The following is a 20,905-nucleotide window of genomic DNA, read 5'->3' on the forward strand; positions in this document are numbered from 1 at the left end:
CCGGCGCCCGTGCGCCGGCCGGTCCGCGCGGTACCGTCCTCGCGTGTCCGACCCCAGCCTCGTCCGCTTCCGCGTCGCCATCCAGGGCGCGCTGGCGCACCTGGAATCGCGTCGGCAGGAGATCAACGACCTCAACGTCTTCCCGGTCGCCGACGGCGACACGGGCGACAACATGGCGCTCACCCTGCGCGCCGTGCTGGCCGAGCTCGACCACCTCGCCGACGGCGAGGAGCGCTCCATCGACGAGATCGGCCGTGACGAGATCGTCGAGGCCGTCGCCCGTGCCGCGCTGCTGGGCGCGCGCGGCAACAGCGGCGTCATCCTCTCCCAGCTCATCCGCGGCGCCGCCGAGGAGCTCATCTCCCGCCCGGGCGAGCTCGTCGACCCCGTGCTCGTCGGCGCCGCGTTCGCCCGCGCGGCCCAGCGCGCCTACGCGTCGGTCCGCGAGCCCGTCGAGGGCACGATGCTCACCGTCATGCGCGACATGGCGACCTCGATCGCCCACGACGTCGCCCACCTGCCCGATGAGCAGCGGCGGCTGGGCGCCGACGCCGACCCGGCGCGCCAGAACGCGCTGATCGCCGACGCGCTGGAGCGCGCGATCGCCGCCGGCGAGGCGTCGGTCAAGCGCGGCCCCGAGCTGCTGCCCGTCCTGCGCGAGGCCGGCGTCGTCGACGCGGGCGGCTACGGCGTCACGATCGTGCTGGCCGGCGTCGTCGCGGCGCTGCGCGGCACGGAGGCGCCCGCGCTCGAGCACCACGCCCCGGCGCGCATGAGCCAGCCCGAGCACGCGAGCTCGACCTACCGCTACTGCACGAACTTCGCGGTCACCGGCCGCGACCTCGATCCGCCGGCCGGGTTCGCCGACCGCCTCGAGGCGATCGGCGACTCCGTCCTGGTGGTCGGGGACGCGCGGACGCTGAAGGTCCACGTCCACACCGACGACCCCGAGCAGGCCACGGGCGTCTTCGCGGGCGTCGGCGAGGTCTCGCACCTGGACGTCGCCGACATGCGGGCCCAGGTCGTCGAGCGCCAGGCGCGCCTGGCGCCCGTCGCGGGGCCCTCCGACGGCTCCGCCGACGCCCACGGGCCCGTGCCGACCTGCGGGGTGCTGGCCGTCACGACGGGCGCCGGCCTGGCCGTGCTCTTCGAGAGCCTCGGCGCGTGGGTCCTGGACGGCGGGCGCACGATGAACCCGTCGACGATGGAGATCCTGGCGGGCATCCACGACACCCGCGCGACGGAGGTCGTCGTGCTGCCCAACAGCCCCAACATCTTCATGGCCGCCGAGCGCGCCGCCGAGCTGTCGGAGAAGACGGTGCGCGTCGTGCCGTCGCGCTCCCAGCAGGCCGGCCTGGCCGCGGCGATCGCGCTGCAGCCCTCCCGTGACGCGCAGGCCAACGCCGACGCGATGATCGCCGCCCTGGTGGCCGTGCGCACCGGTGGCGTGGCGCCCGCCGCGCGACCGGACCCCGAGGGGCGCTTCGTCGTCGGCGACGCGGTCGGCTACGTCGGCGACACGCTGGTGGCCTGGGGCGACCCGCGCGCCACACTGCAGGAGGTCCTTTCGCGGCTGGCCGACGGGGCCGAGATCGTGACCTGCATCGAGGGCGAGGACGCGCCGCTGGACGGCGAGGCGGTGTCCGCGCTGGCCCCCGCCGACGTCGAGCTCGAGCTCTCAGACGGCGGCCAGCCGTCCTGGTGGTGGCTCGTCAGCGCCGAGTAGGAGACCCCGGGTGCCGACCGCCTTCGCCGAGCCGCGCGCGCTCACGGCCGCCGAGCTGGCCGGCGCGCCCGTGCGCTGGCCGCGCCCGTCCGTGCTGGCCGCACCGCTCATCGTCCGGCCGTCGGTGGCCGCCGAGGCCGCCGAGAGCCTCGGGCTGCTCACGGTCGGCGACCTGCTCGGGCACCTGCCGCGGGCCACGGGCGAGTCGCGCACGATCGCCGAGCTGGCGCTCGAGGAGACCGCCACCGTGCTCGTCGAGGTGCGCGCGATCACGTCGCGCCCCGTCCGCCGCCGCGGCATGAAGCCGCTCGTGGAGGCCACGGTGGCCGACGGCACCGGCGTCATGAAGGCCACGTTCTTCAACCAGCCCTGGCTGGCACGCGCCTATCCGCCCGGCACGCGGCTCATGCTCGCCGGCAAGTACCAGGGCCGCAACCGCTTCCGCGTCAACGCCCACGCCCCGACCGACGCCGTATCCGGGACGGGCGCGGAGGGCGAGGGGGCCGCGCAGTACCCGGCGACCAAGGGCATCAGCTCGGTCCAGATCCTTGCGCTGGTCGGCGAGCACCGCGCCGCGCTGGCCGACGTCGTCGAGCCCCTGCCCGCCGCGCTGCGCGTGGCCCAGCGCCTCCCCGACCGCGCGGCGGCGCTGGGCGCCGCGCACTTCGGCGACCACGAGGGCGGCCGGCGGCGGCTGGCCTTCGACGAGCTGCTGCTGGACCAGATCGTGCAGCTGCGCCTGCGCGAGGAGCGCGGCGGCGACCGGCGCGCGCGGCCGCTGGACGGCCCGGCGACGCTCAGCGCGACGTGGCGCACCGAGCTGCTGCCCTTCGCCCCGACCGGCGACCAGCTGCGCGCCATGGACGAGGTCGACGCCGACCTGGCGCGCGAGCGGCCGATGCAGCGGCTGCTCATGGGCGAGGTCGGCTCGGGCAAGACCGTCGTGGCCCTGCACGCCATGCTGCGCGCCGTCGAGCAGGGCGGCCAGGCCGTGCTCATGGCGCCCACCGAGGTCCTGGCCGAGCAGCACTTCGCCACGATCCAGGCGCTCATGCCGGGGTCGCTGATCACCGCGGCGCTGCTCACGGGGTCCACGACGGCCGCGCGGCGGCGCGAGATCCTGGCCCGCCTGGCCAGCGGCGAGCTCTCGCTGGTCGTCGGCACCCACGCGGTCATCGAGCCGCCGGTCGCGTTCGCCGACCTCGCCGTCGCCGTCGTCGACGAGCAGCACCGCTTCGGCGTGCGCCAGCGCGCCGCGCTGGACGCCAAGGCGCGGGTGGGAACCGTGCCCCACCTGCTGCACATGACCGCGACCCCCATCCCGCGTACGCTGCGCCTGGCGACGTTCGGCGCGCTGGACGTCACCGCGCTGCGCGAGCTGCCGCGCGGCCGCCGGCCCATCGAGACCCACGTCTGCTCGACCGAGCGCGAGCGGGCCAGGGCCTACGAGCGCATCCGCGAGGAGTTGCGGGCCGGGCGCCAGGCGTTCGTCGTCTGCCCGCTGGTCAGCGAGTCCGAGGCGCTCAACGCCCGCGCCGCGACGGAGGAGTACGAGCGGCTGCGCACGGGCGAGCTGGCCGACTTCGACGTGGTGCTCATGCATGGGCAGATGAAGGCCGCCGACAAGGCGGCGGCGATGGAGCGCTTCGCGGGCGGCAGCGCCCACGTCCTGGTGGCCACGACCGTCATCGAGGTCGGCATCGACGTCCCCAACGCCACCGTCATGGTCGTGGAGGACGCCGACCGCTACGGCATCTCCCAGCTGCACCAGCTGCGCGGCCGCGTCGGCCGCGGCGAGCACGCGTCGCTGTGCCTGCTCTTCGGTCCGCGCGAGTCGCGGCGCCTGAGGGCCCTGGCCGAGCACCGCGACGGCTTCCGCCTGGCCGAGATCGACCTCGAGCTGCGCGGCGAGGGCGAGCTGACCGGCACCCGGCAGTCCGGCCTGGCGCGCTTCCGCTTCGCGCGGCTGCCCGACGACGCCGTCGTGCTCGAGCAGGCCTACGCCTGCGCGCTGGACCTGCTGGAGACCGACCCCGGCCTCGCCGCGCCCGAGCACGCGCTGCTGCGCGACGAGCTCGCCCGCCACGAGCGCGAGCCCGTGGCGGCATGAGGGTCATCGCCGGCCGCCTCGGCGGCCGACGGCTGCAGGCGCCCCCGGGGGAGGGGACCCGTCCGACATCGGACCGCGTCCGCGAGGCGCTGTTCTCCGCCCTGGGCCCACTGGACGGCGAGGCCGTCCTCGACCTGTACGCCGGGTCGGGCGCGCTGGCCATCGAGGCGCTCTCGCGCGGGGCGGGCACGGCGGTGCTCGTGGAGCGCGACCCGCGCGCGGTGGCCGTCATCCGGCGCAACCTCGAGGGCCTGGGCCTGGCCGGCGAGGACGTCCGGGTGCGCCGCCGCGACGCCCTCAAGGCCCTGCAGAACGCACGCGAGGCGGGCGAGACATACGATCTGGTCTTCATCGATCCCCCGTACCGGCTCGCGGCCGGGCTGGGACCGCAGCTGGCGTCCGCGCTGGCCGGGGTCCTGAGGCCGGACGCGCGCGTGGTCGGCGAGAGCGACCGGCGCCACGTGCTGGAGCTCCCGGGACTGACCACGACCTTCGAACGCCGGTACGGCGACACCCTCCTTCGCATCCACACCGCATGACCGACGAGAAGCGCATCGCCGTGTGCCCGGGCAGCTATGACCCGATCACCAACGGCCACCTGGACATCATCGGCCGCACCGCGGCCCAGTTCGACGAGGTCGTCGTGGCCGTTGTCAACGTCTCGGTCCGCAAGAACCAGCCCATCTTCGGCATCGAGGAGCGCCTCTCGTTCATCGAGGAGGCCACGGCCGACCTGCCCAACGTGCGGGCCGAGCCGTTCGCCGTCCTCGTGGTCGACTTCGCGCGGGCGATCGGGGCGCGCACGATCGTCAAGGGCCTGCGCGCCATCTCCGACTTCGAGTACGAATTGGAGATGGGACAGCTCAACCGGATGCAGGCGCCCGAGGTGGACACGCTCTACCTCATGGCGAGCCCGCAGTACAGTTTCCTCAGCTCCAGCGGCGTGAAGGAGCTCGCCACCTTCGGCGGCGACATCGACAGCCTCGTCCCGGAGCGCGTCGCCCGCCGACTGAAGGAAGAGCTCACCCGATAACGAAAGACGCTTAGCCATGGACGTCCTGGTCCTCATTGACAAGCTCGACGACCTTGTCCACAACGCCAAGAAGGTTCCGCTCACCGACGAGGTGCGCGTCGACCGCGAGCAGATCTACGACATCCTCGACCAGATGCGGGCGACGATCCCCGAGGAGATCAAGCAAGCGCGGTGGATCGTCAAGGAGCGCCAGGAGATGCTCGCCGAGGCCAAGCGCGAGGCCGAGCGGATCGTCAAGGACGCCGTGCGCAAGCAGGAGGAGCTCGTCTCCGACCAGGAGGTCACCCGGGAGGCCGAGCGCGCCGCCGAGGAGATCGTCGAGGACGCGCGCGCCCGTGAGCGCGAGATCCGCCTGGGGGCCGAGGACTACGCCGACGAGATCCTCAACACGCTCGAGGTCAACCTCTCCAAGTTCATCGCCGCGGTGCGGCGCGGCCGCGAGCGGCTGCAGGGCAAGGAAGAGGAAGAGGGCGTGGAAGCCGCCTGATGGCGGCCCGGGGGGCCGCCGGTCAGGCGGTTCGGCGAGGTGCCGGCCCCGGGGGCCGAGCTCGCGGCGCAGGTCCTGGCCATCGCTTCGGGTAGGGCGATCCCATGCATGACGTCGTCGCCCGCAGCCTCGTGGTCCGTGGTCGCGTGCAGGGCGTCAACTACCGCGCGTGGCTGGGCGAACGCGCCCGGGCGCGGGGCGTGCAGGGGTGGGCCGCCAACGCGGCCGACGGCAGCGTCGAGGTCTGGCTGCAGGGTGCGGCCGATGCGGTCGCCCAGGTCGAGCGCGCCGCGCGCCAGGGACCGCCGTGGGGCTCCGTGGACTCCGTGCAGGCCACCGACGCCGACCCCCGCGAGGTCGACGGCTTCCAGCGGCGCTGACGCGCTCGGCGTCACCATCGCCGGGGTGGCAGCCTGCGCCACCTCGCGGTCAACGCCGACGACCTCTCCGCCACGCAGGCCTTCGCGGGAACACCTCGGCGCGATGCGCTGCCTGGCCGGCCCGGACAGCGGCTGATGGCGCTCAGCGCGGGCGCAGGCGCTGCACGGCCTCATCGACAATCGCATCCAGCGGCGCGTCGCGCAGCAGGCCGTTGTCGGCCATCGCCGCCAGGCCGTGCACCGCGGCCCAGGCGACGCGCGCGATGCGCTCGGGGTCGCCCGCGACGATCTCTCCGGCGACCTGGCCCGCCGCGACGAGGCCCATGGGCGCCGCGAAGCGCGCGTCGGCGCCGGGGCCGGCCGCGCGGATCGCCTCGGCCATCCCGGCAGCTTGGTCGGCAGCGTCTACATTCGGTCGCATGACGCCCTCCTCCTGGACCGCCGCCGACCTGCCCGACCTCTCCGGCCGCACCGCGATCGTGACGGGCGCCTCCAGCGGCATCGGCGCGATCGCCGCGCGCGAGCTGGCCCGGGCCGGCGCCCGCGTCGTCCTCGCCGTCCGCGACGTCGCCAAGGGCGAGCGCGTCGCCGCGTCCTTCACCGGGACCTGGGAGGTCCGCCCGCTGGACCTCGCCGACCTGGCCTCCGTCCGGGCGTTCGCCGGGGGCTGGACGGGCGACATCGACATCCTCATCGACAACGCCGGGATCATGGCCGTCCCGCAGGCGCGCACGAAGGACGGCTTCGAGTCGCAGATCGGCACGAACCACCTCGGCCACTTCGCGCTGACGAACCTGCTCATCGGCCACGTCACCGACCGCGTCGTGACCGTGGCGTCGGCCGCGCACCGCATGGGCGCCATCAGCCTCGACGACCTCAACTGGGAGTCGCGCTCCTACCACGCCTGGCGCGCCTACGGGCAGTCCAAGCTCGCCAACCTCCTGTTCACCGCCGAGCTGCAGCGCCGCCTGGCGGCGGCCGGCAGCACGGTGCGGGCGCTCGCCGCGCATCCGGGCTACTCGGCCACCCACCTGCAGGACCACACGGGCAGCCGCGTGCAGGGCCTGATCATGGACGTCGGCAACCGGGCCTTCGCCCAGTCCGACGCCATGGGCGCGCTGCCCACCCTGTTCGCCGCGACCCAGGACCTGCCCGGCGACACCTACATCGGCCCGTCGGGGATCGGCGAGATGCGCGGCCATCCCAAGGCCGGGGCGCGGCGCAGCCGCGCGGCGCAGGACCCCGCGACCGCCCGCGCGCTGTGGGAGCTCTCCGAGCGCCTGACCGGCGTGAGCTGGTCGCCGGCGGCGACGGCCGAGGCACCCGCGCCGGCGCCCTCGGCGTCCTAGCCGGCTACAGCAGCGAGGACTGGCCGCCGGCGTCCAGCACGCCGGCGAGCTCGTCGCGCAGCCGAGGCGGCGGCTCGGGCGCCGGGCGGTCGCGGCCGCGGTCGGCCTCCGGCGTCGCCGGTGGCCGGGGCGCGGGCGCCTCGTCGCCGCCCTCGGCCGACGCCTCGGGCTCCTCGAGGGCGGCGGCCTCGGCGCGGTCGATGAGCCCCGAGATCTCGGCGAGCTGCCCGCGCACGCCGTCGGCCATGGCGGAGACGATCTCGCCGGCCTTGTCGATCGAGGTCTTGGACGCCGTGAGCTGCTGCTTGATGCGGCGGACCTCCTCCATGAGGCCCATCGCCCGGTCGACGGCGTCGCGGACCGCGGCGGTGTCGACGCCCTCGCCGCCGCCCTTGGTCATCAGGACGCGTGCCCGTGCCAGCGCGTAGGCGACCTGGAGGCCCAGCGGCGAGCCGTCCTCGGGGTCGTAGGCCACGATGAGCTTGTCGCCGTTGTACTCGCGCAGCGGCAGCATCTTGGCCGGGATCTTCTCCTCGGAGGGGACGACGAGCACCGCGTAGTCGGCGCTGCGCTCGGCCTTGGCCCCCTCGAGCTCCTCGAGCGCCTTGGGGCGCGAGAGCCGCGACGTCTTGACCTCGAAGACGATGCGGCCGCGCGCGGGCCCGTGGCAGGCGCCGATGCCGACGAGCACGTCGCCCTTCTTGCCCGTGCCCTCCAGGAAGTCTCCGACGGCCTCGCAGTCGTCGCCCTGGGCGATCGCGATGCGGTCCAGAGCCTCGTGGACCTCCTCCTCGAACGTGCGGCCCTTCGCCGTGCCCTTGTCGCGCTCGGCGGCGACCTCCTCGAGCTTGTCCTTCTCCGCGCGCAGGCGCTCGACCTCCAGGCGCATGGCCTCGATCTGCTCGCGCACCGCGTTGAGCTGGACGGAGTGCTGCTCGCCGACCTGCTTGGCCACCGCGAGCTGCACGCGGTGGAAGGAGGCCAGCGGGTTCTCGTCGCCCTCGGAGGCGAACTGGCGGCGCAGGTCCTCGCGCATCTGGCCGGCCATGTCGCGCACGACGTCGCGCACCTTGTGCTGGACGGCCTCCGTCGACTCGTCGCCGAAGTGGCGGCGCAGCGCGAGCGCGACGACGCCGTGCTCGGGCCCGAAGGCCTCGTCCAGGCGCTGGTCCAGGCGCTCGGCGACGCGGCGCGCGCGGTCGACGAACTCGGCGTCGAGATCGCGGGCGGCCTTCTCGAACTCCGCCTTGACGAAGTCGGCGTTGGCGCCGACCTGCTCGCGGTCCAGGATCCGCGCGCCCACCTCGATGGCGTCCAGCAGCATGCGCGCCGCGTCGGGTGCCTCGGTCACGAGGCGGACGGCGCACGCGTCCTCGATCACGAGGCCGTCGACGACGAGGCGGTCGCCGAGCGGGCGGACGGTGGTCTGGTGCAAGGGGGTGGCAGCTTCCATGGGTGAAGGTCGCACGGTAGGTGCGGCGCCTGACGGAACGCACGATCGCGTGCCCCCGGTGGGTGGACGGGTGCGGCCGCCGACGGTCTAGCGTGCAACCCGCATGCGACCGACCCTGACCGGCATCGAGGACGCGCTCGCCGAGGCCGGGGGCGTCGGGGCGCCGCGCGAGCGCGCCGGGCAGCTCCGGGCGCTGCTGGGCCGCGAGCTCGAGCACGGGGCGCGCGAGCTGACGCTGGCGCGCTCGGGCTATGGGCACCCCGTGCTCGTCGCCGTCGCCCCGGTCGCCGGGGGGCTGATCGCCGTGGCGCCGGTGACGGCCGCGCTGCGCGCCGATCCCGACGCCGTCGACGAGCGCGCGTGGCTCCTGGTCGCGGCCCTGGTCGGCGCGCTGGTCGACGCGGGCGGCACCGCGGGCGCGCTGACGGCCGGCGCGCTGGACGGCCACCTCGCGCTGCACCTCGCCGCGCCCGACCCCGAGTCGGCCGAGCTGGTGCCGCTGGCCTTCGAGGACCAGGTGGCGCCCGTGGACCGCCTGCGGGCCGGCGCCCTCGTGCTGCCGGGCGCGGTCCTGGCCGACGCCGAGGACCTGCGCGCCCCGATCGGCGCCGCGCACCCGCTGCTCGTCGCGCTCGAGGTCGCCCGCCTGGGCGGGCACCCCGCCGACCCCGCGTCGGTGGCCGAGCACGAGGAGGCGGTGCTCGGCGCGCTGGCCGCGCCCGGCGGCGAGGTCTCGCGCCCCCACGACGACCCGGACCCCGCGCGCCGCGTCGCGCGCCGGATCCTCCAGCGCCTGGACGGCATGGGCAAGTGGGGCGGCTACCACACCGACTTCACCCACCTGGCCCGCGGCTTCGCCGGCAACGACCGGGCGCTGGCCGACGAGGTGGGGGAGGCGCTGCTGGCCGCGGGCCTGCTGGCCGAGAAGCCGAGCGTGGGTCAGCGCCACGTGTTCCTGGACCCGCGCCGGGCCCGCGACATCCGCGCGCTCATCGAGCGCGGGGACGTGCCCGGCGGGCTGCAGCTGCCCGCCGCCGGCTCCTGAGCGCCCGCCCGCGTCCGGCTGCGCCCGGAGCCATGGCATATTGGTCGTGATGAACGCCATCGACCATCTGGGCTACGGAGCCCGCGCCGCCAAGGTCCTCGCCGAGGTCGGGGTCATCCGCCCGATGCGGCCCTCCCGCGCGCTGCACATGGCCGCGACGATGCTGCGCTGGGGCCCGACCCCGGCCGCGGGCTACGCCGTCTCGGCGGTGCGCCGCGGCGACCGGACGGCGCTCGTCGACGAGCGCGGCACGCTCACGTTCCGCGAGGTCCACGAGCGCACGAACGCGCTGGCCAACGCGTGGAGCGACCTCGGCATCGGCGAGGGCGACGCCGTGGCGATCCTGTGCCGCAACCACCGCGGGTTCGTCGAGGCCACCGTCGCCTGCTCCAAGCTCGGCGCGCACGCCCTGTACCTCAACACGATGTTCGCCGCCCCCAGATCGCCGACGTCTGCCGCCGCGAGAAGCCCGTGGCCCTCGTCTACGACGAGGAGTTCGCCGAGCTGGTCGCCGACGCCGGCCGGCGGCGCAGGCGCTTCGTCGCCTGGACCGAGGACGCCGCCGGCGCAGCGCGCGGGGGGCGGCGCGACCCGCGGCTGGAGGACCTCATCGCCACCGGCGACACGAGCGGGCTCCCCGCGCCGGCCGCCAGGGGCCGCGTCGTCATCCTCACCTCGGGCACGACGGGCACGCCGAAGGGCGCCAACCGCAGCCAGCCCAAGTCGCTGGCGCCGGCCGCCGCGCTGCTCTCGCGGATCCCGCTGCGCTCGGAGGAGCCGTGGATGGTCGCGGCGCCCATGTTCCACTCGTGGGGCTTCGCGCACTTCACGCTGGGCATGATGCTCGGCGCCACGCTCGTGCTCACCCGGCGCTTCGACCCCGAGGACACGCTGCGCGCCGCGGCCGAGCACCGCGCCACGACGCTCGTCGTGGTGCCCGTGATGCTCCAGCGGATCCTCGAGCTCGCGCCGGAGGCCATCGACCGCCACGACCTGCGCGCGCTGCGGGTCATCACCGCCAGCGGCTCGGCGCTGCCCGGCCCGCTGGCCGCCCGCGTCATGGACCGCTTCGGCGACATCCTCTACAACCTCTACGGCTCGACGGAGGTCGCGTGGGCGACGATCGCGCAGCCGCGCGACCTGCGCGCCGCCCCGGGCACCGCGGGGCGCCCGCCGATGGGCACCCACGTCCGCCTCTACGACGCCGAGGGCCGGCCGGCCGGCCCGGGCGCGACGGGGCGGATCTTCGTGGGCAACGAGCTCGTCTTCGACGGCTACACCGGCGGCGGCGGCAAGGACGTCGTCGACGGGCTGATGGCCACGGGCGACGTCGGGCACTTCGACGACGAGGGCCGGCTGTTCGTCGACGGCCGCGACGACGAGATGATCATCTCCGGCGGCGAGAACGTGTTCCCGCGCGAGGTCGAGGACCTCCTGAGCCACCATCCCGGCGTCGACGAGGCCGCGGTTATCGGCGTCGACGATGAGCGCTTCGGCCAGCGCCTGCGCGCGTTCGTCGTGCGCGGCGCCGGCCCGGAGGTCGCCGCGGACGAGCTCAAGGCCTATGTGAAGGAGAACCTCGCCGGCTACAAGGTGCCGCGGGAGGTGGTCTTCGTCGACGAGCTGCCGCGCAATGCCACGGGGAAGATCCTCAAGCGCGATCTGGCCGCCCGCCCATGACGACGACCGCCGCGCCCGCCAGCGCGCCCGAGCGCAGGTCGTCCAGCGCGTCCTGCGCGCGGTCCAGCGCGTAGGTCGTGACCTGCGGGCGCAGCGGCACCCGCGGCGCGAGCTCGAGCAGCGCGGTGCCGTCGGCGCGCGTGAGGTTGGCCACCGAGCGCAGCACGCGCTCGCCCCACAGGTCGGCGTAGGGCAGCGACGGGATGTCGCTCATGTGGATCCCGCCGCAGACGACGGTGCCGCCCGGGCGCACCGCGCGCAGCGCGAGCGGGACCAGCTCGCCGGCCGGCGCGAAGATCAGCGCCGCGTCCAGGAGGCCGCCGCCGGGCGGCTCGTCGGTGCCGCCCGCCCAGACGGCGCCCTGCTCTCGGGCGAAGGCCTGGCCGCGCGCGTCGCCGGGCCGGGTGAAGGCGTACACCTCGCGACCCTCCCAGACCGCGATCTGGCAGACGAGGTGCGCGGCGGCGCCGAAGCCGTAGAGCCCCAGGCGGCGGACCTCGCCGGCCGGCCCGGCCGCCCGCAGCGTGCGCAGGCCGATGAGCCCGGCGCACAGCAGCGGCGCGGCGTGGACGTCGTCGAGGTCGTCGGGCAGGGCCAGGCAGAAGCGCTCGTCGGCGACCGTGCGCTGCGCGAAGCCACCGTCGAGGTCCTTGCCCGTGAACAGGGCGTGCTCGCACAGGTTCTCCTGGCCGCGCCGGCAGGCTGGGCAGTCGCCGTCGGTCCAGCCCAGCCACGGCACGCCGACCCGGGCGCCCGTGTCGCGCCGGGTGGCCACGACCTGGTGGCCGAGCACGAGCGGCGAGCGGGTCGCGGCCACCTCGCCGTCGAGCACGTGCAGGTCGGTGCGGCACACCCCGCAGGCGCGGACGTCGAGGAGCACCTGGCCGCGTCCCGGGACGGGCTCGGGCAGCTCGCCGGGGCGCAGGCGCGTCCCGGGACGGTCGAGGACCATGGCGTGCACCCGCCCATCATCTACCCTCGGAGGCGCGATGGCCGACCGCACCGACCTCTACGACCTGGCCCCGCTGCACCTCCGTGCCGGCGAGGCCCGGCGCCTGGACCTCGGGGTGACCCTCGAGCCGTTCGAGCTCAGCGGGGAGCGCTACACCGTCACGCCGGCGCCGCTGAAGGTGGTCGTCGACGTCTCGCGCATGAACCACGGCGGCACCGCGCTGCGCCTGCGCACCCGCGCCCAGCTCCATGGCCCGTGCATGCGCTGCCTGGAGCCCGCGGCGCCGGCCTACGACGTCGACGTGAGGGAGGTCGACCAGCCGGGGAGGGCCCCGAGCTCGACTCGCCCTACGTCGACGGCGAGGTCATCGACGTCGGCGCCTGGACGCGCGACTCGCTCGCCCTCGGCCTGCCGGCGCAGATCCTCTGCCGGCCCGACTGCCTCGGGCTGTGCCCCGAGTGCGGCGTCGACCTCAACACGGCCGAGCCCGGGCACGCGCACGAGAAGGCGCCGGACCCGCGCTGGGCCGCGCTGCGCGAGATCACGTTCGACTAGAGCGCCTTGACGTAGGCGACGATGTCCAGGCCCATGGGCGGGAAGTGGTCGCGGCGCCCGTCGCGGCGCCAGCCCAGCGCGGTGTAGAGCTGCTCGGCGGGCGAGCCCTCCAGGGTCCAGAGCTGGGCGCGCGTGTACCCGCGCCCCCGCATCGCGTCCTCGGCCACGCCCAGCAGCGTGCGGGCGATGCCCTGCCGCCAGTGGCCGGGGTCCACGAACACCGCGGAGACGTGCGCGAGGCACGGGACGAGCGTCCGGTCGGTGCGCGAGGCCTGGCCCGTGGCGAACGCGACGACCCCGGCGATCGCACCGCCGTCCTCGTCGACGGCCACGTGGATCCAGGCGCCGGTGCGGGCGAAGCGCAGGTCCCACTCGAGCTCCTCGCCCTCCGGCGCGGGGATGGGGACGTCCGCACCGGCCCAGGCGCGCTGGGACTCGTCGCAGCGCCGCACGAGGGCGGTGAGCTCCGGGATGTCGCCCCGGACCGCCGCCCGCAGCCTCACAGGTAGGCCCCGCTGGGGAGGTAGGGGGCCAGCGTGCCGGTCTCCCCGCGCGCGAAGACCGGGCCGTCGGGCTCGAGGGCCAGTCCCGCGTCCAGCGCGACGGCCACGGCCCAGTCGTTGCCCGCGGTGATGACGTGGACGTGCACCGGGCCGCCGGGCGGGCCGCCCGCCAGGCACGACCACAGCAGGTCGGTCGCCGTCTCGTCGTCGTGGGCGGCCAGGAGCACCGGGGCGCCCTCGCGGTGGAACGCAAAGCCGCGGTCGCCGCAGACCAGCAGCTCGCCGCCGGCGGCGGCGATGGCCGCGTAGTCCGGGCCGTGGGCGGCGCCGCGGGCGTGGCGCGAGGCCGCCTCGAGGACCGGGCGGTCGGCGTCGAGGTCGCCCGGGCGCGAGCGCAGGCCCGCCGGCAGCCGGCTGCGGTTGAGCTGGCCGCCGGCGGCGACGCTCGGGCGCAGCGCCAGGCCAGCGCGGTGGTAGCGGCGCATCGCGCGCGGGTCGGTGGAGCTGACGATGAGCGCCCCGCGGCGGCCCTCGGCGTAGCGCAGCGCGCCGGCCAGCGTGCGGCCGCCGATGCCGCGGCCCTGCAGCCCGGGGGCGACGCCGAAGAGCGAGAGGCCCCAGACGTCCTCGCGCACGAGGGCGAGGGCGACCGCGACGATCTCGCCGTCGGCCTCGGCCACCCAGCAGCCGTCGGGGTCGGTGGCGAGCAGGTGGGCGACCCGCGCGCGACCACGCGCCTGGCGCAGCTCGGGGTCGGCGGGCAGGAACTGGGCGGGGATCTGGGCCTGCAGCGCGGCCCAGCCGACGGCGTCGGCGCCGGGCACGTCGGCGGCGGTGAGGGGGCGGATGACGGGCTCGCCGGTCACCCTCCCCAGTCAAGCATCCGCGGCGGCCCGCGGCGCGGCGCGCGAGTCGCTACCCTTCCGACCGCCCATGGCCGTCCCCAAGCAGAAGCAGTCCCACAGCCGCACGACGAAGCGCCGGTCGCAGCACAAGATCAGCTCGCCGTCGATCAACGCCTGCCCGCAGTGCCACAGCCCGCGCCTCCCGCACCGGGTGTGCGGCACGTGCGGCTACTACGGAGGTCGGGCGGTCATGGAGCCCGATTCCGGGCACCACGGCCACGAGCACTAGGCCCATGCCCGCCCCGGGCAGCAACGGGGAGACGGTCGTCAGCGTCGCGGTCGACACCAACGGCGCCGACCTCGGCCCCGAGGAGGTCGCCGCCGGCGCCGCCATCGCCGCCCGCCAGGGCGTGCGCGCGCTGCTCTTCGGCCCCGCCGCCCGGCTGGGGCGCATCGACACGGTCGGCGGGCTCGTCGAGGTCATCGACGCGCCGGTGTCGATCGCGAAGGTCCCCGACCCGGTGGCCGCGGCGCGCTCGACGCGCGACGCCTCCATCGTCCTCGCCGCCCGCGCCGTCGCCGAGGGCCGCGCCGACGCCCTGGTCAGCGGCGGCTCCACCGGCGCCGCCCTCGCCGCCGGGCTGCTCAACGTCAAGCGCGCGCAGGGCATCTACCGACCCGCGCTGGCGCTCCCGCTGCCCGTGCCCGGCCGCCAGCCCGTGACGCTGCTCGACGTCGGCGCCAACACCGAGGTCCGCCCCGAGCACCTCGTCCAGTTCGCCTTCATGGGCGCCGCGCTGGCGTCCGCCGTGCTCGGCATCCGCCGCCCGCGCGTGGCGCTGCTGAGCAACGGCGAGGAGGGGACGAAGGGCACCCCGCTCGTGCAGGAGGCCCACGCGCTGCTGCTGCAGCGTGCCGCGGCCTCGCCGCTCGTCGACTTCGTCGGCAACATCGAGGGCACCACGGTGCTCTCCGGCGACGCCGACGTCATCGTGGCCGACGGCTTCACGGGCAACGTGACGCTCAAGCTCATCGAGGGCGTCTCCCAGGCCACGCTGCAGGCCGTCCGCGCGGCCGCGACGGCGTCGTCGCGCGCCAGGCTGGGCGGGCTGCTGCTGCGCCCGGCGCTGCGCGGGCTGCGCGACGACATCGATCCGGAGACCCCGGGCGGCGCCTACCTGCTCGGGCTGCGCAAGCTCGGCGTCGTGCCGCACGGGCGCTTCACGCGTGTCGGGTTCTCCCAGGCGATCCTGCTTGCGGCGCGCGGCGTGACGAACGACGTCGTGGGCCGCACCCACGCCGCGCTGGAGGAGGCCGGGGCGCTCAAGCGATCGCCGCTGGCGTCCGATCCGGCGGCTACCGTCCCGGGGACCTCATGACCCGCGAGGACGTCTTCTCCCTGATCCGATCCCATCTGGCCGATGAGCTGGACATCGATCCCGGGCGGATCGAGGAGGGCACGCGCTTCAAGGAGGATCTCGAGGCCGACTCGCTCGACCTGTACACGCTGGTCCAGGAGCTCGAGGACTCCTACGGCGTGAAGATGTCCGACGAGCAGGCCGCCCAGATCCTTTCGGTGGGTCAGGCGGTCGACTTCGTCCTCGCCCACGCGCCGAGCGCGCACTGACGGCCCTGCAGCAGCTGCGCGACCTCCTGGACGAGGTGCCCGAGGCGCTCGCGCGCCAGGTCTTCACGCACGCGTCGTGGACCTCGCGCCGGGCCGATTCCTACTCGCGCCTGGCGTTCCTGGGTGACAGCGTCCTCGGGCTGGCGATCACCGCGCACCTCTACCCGCGGCTGGAGGCCGAGCGCTATGGCGCGGGCCGCCTCACGAAGATCCGTGCCCAGACCGTGTCGGGCCCGTCCTGCCGTGCGGTCGCCGAGCGCCTCGGCGTCCCCGAGCGCCTGCGCGCCGCCGCGCCGGAGGGCGCGGAGCAGACCACGGCGCTCATGGAGACCGAGCGCGTGCTGGCCTCGATCATCGAGGCGGTCATCGGGGCCTGCTTCCTGCACGCGGGCTACGACCGGACCGCGACCGCGGTCGTCGAGGCCTTCGCGCCCGAGCTCGAGCACGCCCTGGAGCATCCCGTCGACTACAAGTCGACGCTGCAGGAGCGCCTGGCCCAGCGCGGCGGCGTCGTGGTCTACGAGGTCACCGCCGAGCACGGCCCGCCGCACGACCGCGTCTTCGAGGTGGCCGCGCGGTTCGAGGACCGGTCGATCGGCACGGGGGCGGGGCGCTCGAAGAAGCACGCCGAGCAGGAGGCCGCTCGCGTGGCCCTCGAGTCGCTCGACGCGGACTGAGGTCGTGGTTCCCGTTCCGGGGCCGGCGCCGTGGTGGGCGCCGTCCGGGACGGGCCTGCTCCATTGCGGCTCCGCGCGATCGTCGTGCGTCGCCGTCCGCCCGCGCTGCTGACGCGCTCCGGCTGGCCCATTCCGCAGGCCCGTCCCGTCCGGCTCACTGCCACGGCGCCGGTCCACCCGCCTCCCACCGCGAACGAGCCGGCGGGCAGGGCGCCCGGCGCGCGGTCGCGCGGTACAGGGACCGCGACGGGCGCCGACCCGCGCGGAGCCGCAATGGAGCGGGCATGTCGCGGCGGCCGCCGACCGCGCGCTCCGAGGTCCCGGAGAACGAGGCGGCACACGCCCGCTTCGGAGCCGAACGTCCGCCCGAACCGCCACCATGCACCGCGTGCATCTGAAGTCGCTGACCCTCAAGGGCTTCAAGTCCTTCCCCGACCGCACCCGGCTGGAGTTCGGCCCGGGGGTCTCGGTCATCGTCGGGCCCAACGGCTCGGGCAAGTCGAACATCACCGACGCCGTGCTGTGGGCCATGGGCGAGCAGTCGCCGCTGGCCGTCCGCGGGCAGTCCATGCAGGACGTCATCTTCGGCGGCGGCCGCGGGGTGCAGGCCCGGTCCTCGGCCGAGGTCGAGCTCGTCCTCGACAACGCCGACGGCACGGTCGACCTCCCGGTGGGCGAGATCTCCATCGTGCGCCGCCTGGACCGCAGCGGCGACGGCGAGTACCGCCTCAACGGCGCGCGCTGCCGCATGGTCGACGTCCTCGAGGTCCTGTCCGACACCGGCCTGGGCAAGGAGATGCACTCCGTCGTCTCCCAGGGCCGCGTCGAGGCCATCGTCACGTCCAAGCCCAAGGACCGCCGGCTGCTCATCGAGGAGGCCGCCGGCCTGGGCAAGCACCGCAAGCGCCGCCGGCGCGCCCAGCTCAAGCTCGAGCGCACGCAGGACAACCTGGACCGGGCGCTCGACGTCGAGCGGGAGGCGCGCTCGCGCCTGCGCCCGCTCAAGCGCCAGGCCGAGGCCGCCGAGCTGCACGAGCGCCTGGAGCGCCAGGCCGTCGAGGCGCGATGGGAGCTGGCCCGCGAGACCGTGCGCGCCCGCCGGGCCGAGCTCGCGGAGGCCGGCGCCGCGGCGGCTGCCGCCCGCGAGGCGCGCACGGAGGCCGAGGTCGAGCTGCGCGAGGTCGCCGCCCAGCGCGCGCTGGCCGAGGAGGCGCTGGCCCGGCGCTCCGAGCAGCGCGAGCAGCTGGCGCGCCGCGTGGAGCGCGCGCGGTCGGCGGCGGACCGCATCGAGCTGCGCCTGGAGCGCACGCGCGAGACCGCCGAGCAGGTCGCCGAGCGGGCCGAGAACCGCGCGCGCCAGCTCGAGGCGCTGCGCGCCCAGGCCGTGGAGGACCAGCCCGACGAGGACGGCCGCGAGCGCATCGAGTCCCTCGAGGTGCGCCTGCGCGAGCTCGATGACGACCGCCAGGCCGCGCTCGAGCGCGAGCTCCTGGCCCTGGAGCAGCAGCGCACCGCCGCGGCGGCCCGCCTGGAGGAGCTGCGCGTGGTCGTCGAGGCCCGGCGCATCGCGCTCGGCGAGGCCGACCAGGCCTGCGAGGTCGCCCGGCAGGCGCGCCGCGCCGCCGAGGCCTCCGCAGAGTCCGCCCGGCGCGACGCGGCCCAGGTCGGCGCCGAGCTCGCGCGGGCCAACCAGTTCCTGCGCTCGCACTCCGGCGCCGGCGGTCACGGCTCGGGCGCGCGCTCGCTGAGCGACGACCTCGAGGTCGAGGCCGGGTGCGAGCTGGCGCTGTCGGCCGCGCTGGGCGCACGGCTGTCGGCCTCCGTCGTGGCCGATCGCGCCGCCGGCGCCGCGCTGCTGGACCGCGCCCGGCGCGACGGCGGCAGCGCGCTGGTGCTCGGCGACGCACCGGGCGCCGCCCCGGTCGCCACGGACGCGCCCGCCGACGGCGCCCGCCCGCTGGCCGAGCTCATCCGCGGCCCCGAGCCCGCGCTGTCGCTGGCCCGCCGGCTGCTGTCCGACGCCTGGCTGGTCGACTCGCTGGACGCCGTGCCCGAGGGCTTCGCCGGCGTGGCGGTCACGGTGACCGGGCGTGCGTGGATCGGCGCGTCGCGCGAGCTGCAGCAGGCCGCCGAGGGCGGGGCCGAGCGCGTCCTGGCGATGCGCAACCAGCGCGACGCGCTCGTGGCCCGCAGCGAGGTCTGCGTCAAGGCCGAGCACGAGGCCGGCCGCGGCGTGGATGGCGCCACCCAGGCCGTGGGTGCCGCTGACGCCAGCCGCGACGCCGCCGAGCGCGAGCGGCGGGACGCCGAGCGCGCCTACGCCGAGGCCAAGGAGTCCGAGCGCCAGGCCGCCTGGCTCATCGAGGAGCGCCGCAAGGCGCCTGAGCAGGGCGAGGCCGCGGTGCGCCGCGCCCAGCTCGAGGGCGAGCTGGCCGCCGAGCGCCGCGTCGCCGAGCAGGCCGCCCGCGCCCGGGCCGAGCGCGCCCGGCGCATCGCCCATCTGCAGTCCCAGCTGACCCGTGACGAGCAGCTCGGCCCGGCCGCCGGGCGCGTGGCCGACGTGCTGGCCGTCGTGCACGAGGCCGTGGTCGCGCGGATGGCCGAGATGGAGACGGCGCTGGCCGCCGACCGTGCCGAGGGCGAGGGCGTCGCTGCACGGCTGCGCACCTGTGCGTCCCAGGAGGCCGAGATCCAGCGACGCCTGCACGACCGCAACGAGGTCGTCACGCGCACGGAGGTCCGCGCCCAGCAGCTGCGCGACCAGGAGGCCGACGCCGCCGCCGAGCTCGGCGCGCTCGCCCAGGCGCTCGGCCTCGAGCCCGAGCCGCGCGAGGACCCGCTCGGGGCCGAGGAGGCCTCCGGGCTGCGCCAGCGCATCGAGCGCCTCCAGAAGCGCCGCGAGCAGCTCGGCCCGGTCAACCCGCTGGCCAAGCAGGAGTACGACGAGGCCGTCGCCCACGTCGACGAGCTCGAGCGCCAGCGCACCGACCTCGAGACCGCGCTGCGCGAGCTGCGATCGTTCATCCGCGACACCGACCGCCAGATCCGCGAGACGTTCACCCAGACCTTCGAGGCCGCGGCCAAGAACTTCGAGGAGCTCGCCCAGACGCTGTTCCCCGGCGGCCGGGGCCGGCTGACGATCGTGCGCGACGAGACGGGCCCGCGGCCCGTGCTCGGCGGACAGTCGCCCGGCGACAACGGCGACGGCTCGGCCGACGTCGAGGCCGAGCAGGCGGCCGAGGCGGCCGCCGAGGCCGAGGCCGAGGCCGCCGAGGGCGGTCTGGACCCTGACGACGACCTCGGCGTGGAGATCGAGATCACGCCCGCCGGCAAGTCGATGAAGCGCCTGACGCTGCTCTCCGGCGGCGAGAAGACGATGACCGCCATCGCCTTCCTGTTCAGCGTGTTCCTCGCCAAGCCGTGCCCGTTCTACATCCTCGACGAGGTCGAGGCCGCTCTGGACGACCTCAACATCACGCGCTACCTCGACCTGCTGCAGACGCACGCCGACCGCGCGCAGTTCATCGTCGTCACCCACCAGAAGCGCACCATGGAGGCGGCCGACACGCTGTACGGCGTGTCGATGGGCAACGACGGCGTCTCGAAGATCGTCTCGCGCAGGATGCCCAAGGAGTACGTCCAGCAGGCCGAGGAGCACGCCGCCGTCGTGGGCTGACCGGACCCGCGGGTAGGCCGCAGCCCGGCCGGGCAGGACGGGTGCGATGCCCGTCCTGTTCGACCTCAACGGCACGCTCCTGGACGCGGGGGCCCTGACCGCCGGCTGGCCCGGCGCCCCGCGCGGCGTCGGGCTGCGCGCGCTCGACGACGCCGTCGCCCAGGCGATGGTCGACACGATCGGCGGCGAGTTCCGGCCGTTCATGGACTACCTCGGCGCCGCGCTCGGCCACCTGGCCGCGGTCGCCGGCCTGCCCGAGGAGCTCGCCGAGCAGGGGCTGACGATGGCGCGCGCGCTGCCGCCGCACGAGGACGCCCGCGAGGCGCTGCAGACCCTGCGCGACGCCGGCCAGGCGACCTCGGTGCTCACCAACAGCGCCGCCGACGGCGCGCGCGAGGCGCTGTCGGCCGGTGGGCTGCTCGAGCTCGTCGACGAGGTCGTGGGCGCCGACGCCGTCGGCGTCTACAAGCCCGACCGCCGGATCTACGAGGCGGGCGTGGCCGCCGCCGGCGCGCCGCCCGACGAGACCTGGCTCGTGGCCGCGCACTGGTGGGACGTCGCCGGGGCCAAGCGCGCCGGCCTGCGCACGGCGTGGGTCGGCCGCGACGAGGGCGCGCTGCTGGGCACGGTCCCGCGCCCCGACGTGCTGGCCACCGACCTGCGCGATGCCGCGCGCAAGATCCTCGCCGCGGCTAGGCGCCCGCGGGCCCGCCGGGCGGCGGGGCCTCCCCGAGCCGCTTCTCGCCCAGAAGCTGGCGAACGGGTTGGCGTTGAAGTTCTCGATGCGGCGGTAGCCCGCCCGCTCGT

At 75.8% G+C, this 20,905-nt stretch carries 20 protein-coding genes and 2 pseudogenes; 17 read left to right on the forward strand and 5 right to left on the reverse strand.

Going from position 1 to position 20,905, the window contains the following annotated elements; genetic code table 11:
• Positions 1-43: 43 nt before the first annotated feature.
• The 6 genes from FSW04_RS14450 (at position 44) to FSW04_RS14475 (ending at position 5,736) form a co-directional block, all read left to right on the forward strand.
• A complete protein-coding gene (locus tag FSW04_RS14450; protein WP_146920438.1) occupies positions 44-1,726 on the forward strand; it encodes a DAK2 domain-containing protein in 1,683 nt (560 codons plus the stop codon).
• A gap of 10 nt (positions 1,727-1,736) precedes the next feature.
• The gene (locus tag FSW04_RS14455) at positions 1,737-3,836 is read left to right on the forward strand and encodes an ATP-dependent DNA helicase RecG (RefSeq protein ID WP_146920440.1); all 2,100 of its coding nucleotides are present in this window, start codon (positions 1,737-1,739) and stop codon (positions 3,834-3,836) included.
• Positions 3,833-4,375, forward strand: a complete 543-nt coding sequence (gene rsmD, locus FSW04_RS14460; RefSeq protein ID WP_146920442.1) for a 16S rRNA (guanine(966)-N(2))-methyltransferase RsmD — start codon at positions 3,833-3,835, stop codon at positions 4,373-4,375. The genes FSW04_RS14455 and rsmD overlap by 4 nt, the downstream gene beginning before the upstream one ends.
• Complete coding sequence (gene coaD, locus FSW04_RS14465; protein ID WP_146920444.1) at positions 4,372-4,869, forward strand: pantetheine-phosphate adenylyltransferase; 498 nt, start codon at positions 4,372-4,374, stop codon at positions 4,867-4,869. The genes rsmD and coaD overlap by 4 nt, the downstream gene beginning before the upstream one ends.
• A gap of 16 nt (positions 4,870-4,885) precedes the next feature.
• Positions 4,886-5,356 carry an ATPase gene (locus FSW04_RS14470; protein WP_146920446.1) on the forward strand — a complete coding sequence of 157 codons (471 nt, stop codon included), beginning with the start codon at positions 4,886-4,888 and terminating at the stop codon, positions 5,354-5,356.
• A 104-nt stretch (positions 5,357-5,460) separates the two neighbouring features.
• Positions 5,461-5,736 (forward strand): acylphosphatase, encoded by a 276-nt coding sequence (locus tag FSW04_RS14475; protein WP_146920448.1) that lies wholly within the window; start codon positions 5,461-5,463, stop codon positions 5,734-5,736.
• 142 nt (positions 5,737-5,878) lie between these two features.
• Here the strand turns inward: FSW04_RS14475 and FSW04_RS14480 are convergent, their stop codons facing one another.
• Complete coding sequence (locus FSW04_RS14480) at positions 5,879-6,118, reverse strand: WHG domain-containing protein (RefSeq protein WP_146920450.1); 240 nt, start codon at positions 6,116-6,118, stop codon at positions 5,879-5,881.
• A gap of 37 nt (positions 6,119-6,155) precedes the next feature.
• Between FSW04_RS14480 and FSW04_RS14485 the strand changes: the two genes are divergently transcribed.
• Positions 6,156-7,085 (forward strand): oxidoreductase, encoded by a 930-nt coding sequence (locus tag FSW04_RS14485; RefSeq protein ID WP_146920452.1) that lies wholly within the window; start codon positions 6,156-6,158, stop codon positions 7,083-7,085.
• A gap of 4 nt (positions 7,086-7,089) precedes the next feature.
• On the opposite strand, the gene FSW04_RS14490 is transcribed toward FSW04_RS14485, so the two are convergent.
• Positions 7,090-8,520: a DUF2130 domain-containing protein gene (locus tag FSW04_RS14490; RefSeq protein ID WP_146920454.1), complete on the reverse strand. Its 1,431-nt coding sequence runs from the start codon at positions 8,518-8,520 to the stop codon at positions 7,090-7,092.
• Between the two features lie 121 nt (positions 8,521-8,641).
• On the opposite strand from FSW04_RS14490, the gene FSW04_RS14495 reads away from it, so the two are divergent.
• From FSW04_RS14495 to FSW04_RS14500, 3 genes and pseudogenes are all read left to right on the forward strand, one after another.
• Positions 8,642-9,583 (forward strand): hypothetical protein, encoded by a 942-nt coding sequence (locus tag FSW04_RS14495; RefSeq protein WP_146920456.1) that lies wholly within the window; start codon positions 8,642-8,644, stop codon positions 9,581-9,583.
• A gap of 160 nt (positions 9,584-9,743) precedes the next feature.
• Positions 9,744-9,962: pseudogene (locus FSW04_RS28170) on the forward strand (AMP-binding protein); the annotation flags it as partial.
• Positions 9,963-10,054: 92 nt separating this feature from the next.
• Positions 10,055-11,263, forward strand: coding sequence for an AMP-binding protein (locus FSW04_RS14500; protein ID WP_228430477.1), 1,209 nt, complete (start codon positions 10,055-10,057; stop codon positions 11,261-11,263).
• Here the strand turns inward: FSW04_RS14500 and FSW04_RS14505 are convergent.
• Positions 11,235-12,224 (reverse strand): zinc-dependent alcohol dehydrogenase family protein, encoded by a 990-nt coding sequence (locus FSW04_RS14505; protein WP_146920458.1) that lies wholly within the window; start codon positions 12,222-12,224, stop codon positions 11,235-11,237. The genes FSW04_RS14500 and FSW04_RS14505 overlap by 29 nt on opposite strands.
• A gap of 246 nt (positions 12,225-12,470) precedes the next feature.
• On the opposite strand from FSW04_RS14505, the gene FSW04_RS27195 reads away from it, so the two are divergent.
• Positions 12,471-12,770 carry a YceD family protein gene (locus FSW04_RS27195; RefSeq protein WP_228430478.1) on the forward strand — a complete coding sequence of 100 codons (300 nt, stop codon included), beginning with the start codon at positions 12,471-12,473 and terminating at the stop codon, positions 12,768-12,770.
• Here FSW04_RS27195 and FSW04_RS14515 read toward each other — a convergent pair.
• Both FSW04_RS14515 and FSW04_RS14520 read right to left on the reverse strand, forming a co-directional pair.
• Positions 12,767-13,273, reverse strand: a complete 507-nt coding sequence (locus FSW04_RS14515; protein WP_187368786.1) for a GNAT family N-acetyltransferase — start codon at positions 13,271-13,273, stop codon at positions 12,767-12,769. The two genes, FSW04_RS27195 and FSW04_RS14515, sit on opposite strands and share 4 nt — an antisense overlap.
• Complete coding sequence (locus FSW04_RS14520) at positions 13,270-14,139, reverse strand: GNAT family N-acetyltransferase (protein ID WP_146920460.1); 870 nt, start codon at positions 14,137-14,139, stop codon at positions 13,270-13,272. Before FSW04_RS14520 ends, FSW04_RS14515 begins: the two co-directional genes overlap by 4 nt.
• 67 nt (positions 14,140-14,206) lie before the next feature.
• On the opposite strand from FSW04_RS14520, the gene rpmF reads away from it, so the two are divergent.
• From rpmF to FSW04_RS28525, 6 genes and pseudogenes are all read left to right on the forward strand, one after another.
• Positions 14,207-14,407, forward strand: coding sequence for a 50S ribosomal protein L32 (gene rpmF / locus FSW04_RS14525; RefSeq protein WP_146920462.1), 201 nt, complete (start codon positions 14,207-14,209; stop codon positions 14,405-14,407).
• A gap of 4 nt (positions 14,408-14,411) precedes the next feature.
• A complete protein-coding gene (plsX, locus tag FSW04_RS14530; protein ID WP_146920464.1) occupies positions 14,412-15,497 on the forward strand; it encodes a phosphate acyltransferase PlsX in 1,086 nt (361 codons plus the stop codon).
• A complete protein-coding gene (gene acpP / locus FSW04_RS14535; RefSeq protein ID WP_146920466.1) occupies positions 15,494-15,745 on the forward strand; it encodes an acyl carrier protein in 252 nt (83 codons plus the stop codon). The genes plsX and acpP overlap by 4 nt, the downstream gene beginning before the upstream one ends.
• Before the next feature lie 35 nt (positions 15,746-15,780).
• Positions 15,781-16,422, forward strand: coding sequence for a ribonuclease III family protein (locus FSW04_RS14540; protein ID WP_228430479.1), 642 nt, complete (start codon positions 15,781-15,783; stop codon positions 16,420-16,422).
• Positions 16,423-16,801: 379 nt separating this feature from the next.
• Positions 16,802-20,098: a chromosome segregation SMC family protein gene (locus FSW04_RS14545; protein WP_146920471.1), complete on the forward strand. Its 3,297-nt coding sequence runs from the start codon at positions 16,802-16,804 to the stop codon at positions 20,096-20,098.
• A gap of 46 nt (positions 20,099-20,144) precedes the next feature.
• Positions 20,145-20,708, forward strand: a pseudogene (locus FSW04_RS28525) (HAD-IA family hydrolase); the annotation flags it as partial.
• Positions 20,709-20,905: the final 197 nt, after the last annotated feature.

The organism is Baekduia soli (genome assembly GCF_007970665.1).
Classification (GTDB): Bacteria; Actinomycetota; Thermoleophilia; order Solirubrobacterales; family Solirubrobacteraceae; genus Baekduia; species Baekduia soli.

Excerpts from the sequence above, each read along its gene's own strand:
- FSW04_RS14485 (WP_146920452.1), top strand. The coding sequence starts at position 6,156 with ATGACGCCCTCCTCCTGGACCGCCGCCGACCTGCCCGACCTCTCCGGC.
- FSW04_RS14495 (WP_146920456.1), top strand. The coding sequence starts at position 8,642 with ATGCGACCGACCCTGACCGGCATCGAGGACGCGCTCGCCGAGGCCGGG.
- FSW04_RS14475 (WP_146920448.1), top strand. The coding sequence starts at position 5,461 with ATGCATGACGTCGTCGCCCGCAGCCTCGTGGTCCGTGGTCGCGTGCAG.
- rsmD (WP_146920442.1), top strand. The coding sequence starts at position 3,833 with ATGAGGGTCATCGCCGGCCGCCTCGGCGGCCGACGGCTGCAGGCGCCC.
- FSW04_RS14545 (WP_146920471.1), top strand. The coding sequence starts at position 16,802 with ATGCACCGCGTGCATCTGAAGTCGCTGACCCTCAAGGGCTTCAAGTCC.
- rpmF (WP_146920462.1), top strand. The coding sequence starts at position 14,207 with ATGGCCGTCCCCAAGCAGAAGCAGTCCCACAGCCGCACGACGAAGCGC.
- FSW04_RS14470 (WP_146920446.1), top strand. The coding sequence starts at position 4,886 with ATGGACGTCCTGGTCCTCATTGACAAGCTCGACGACCTTGTCCACAAC.
- FSW04_RS14480 (WP_146920450.1), bottom strand. The coding sequence starts at position 6,118 with ATGGCCGAGGCGATCCGCGCGGCCGGCCCCGGCGCCGACGCGCGCTTC.
- coaD (WP_146920444.1), top strand. The coding sequence starts at position 4,372 with ATGACCGACGAGAAGCGCATCGCCGTGTGCCCGGGCAGCTATGACCCG.
- plsX (WP_146920464.1), top strand. The coding sequence starts at position 14,412 with ATGCCCGCCCCGGGCAGCAACGGGGAGACGGTCGTCAGCGTCGCGGTC.
- acpP (WP_146920466.1), top strand. The coding sequence starts at position 15,494 with ATGACCCGCGAGGACGTCTTCTCCCTGATCCGATCCCATCTGGCCGAT.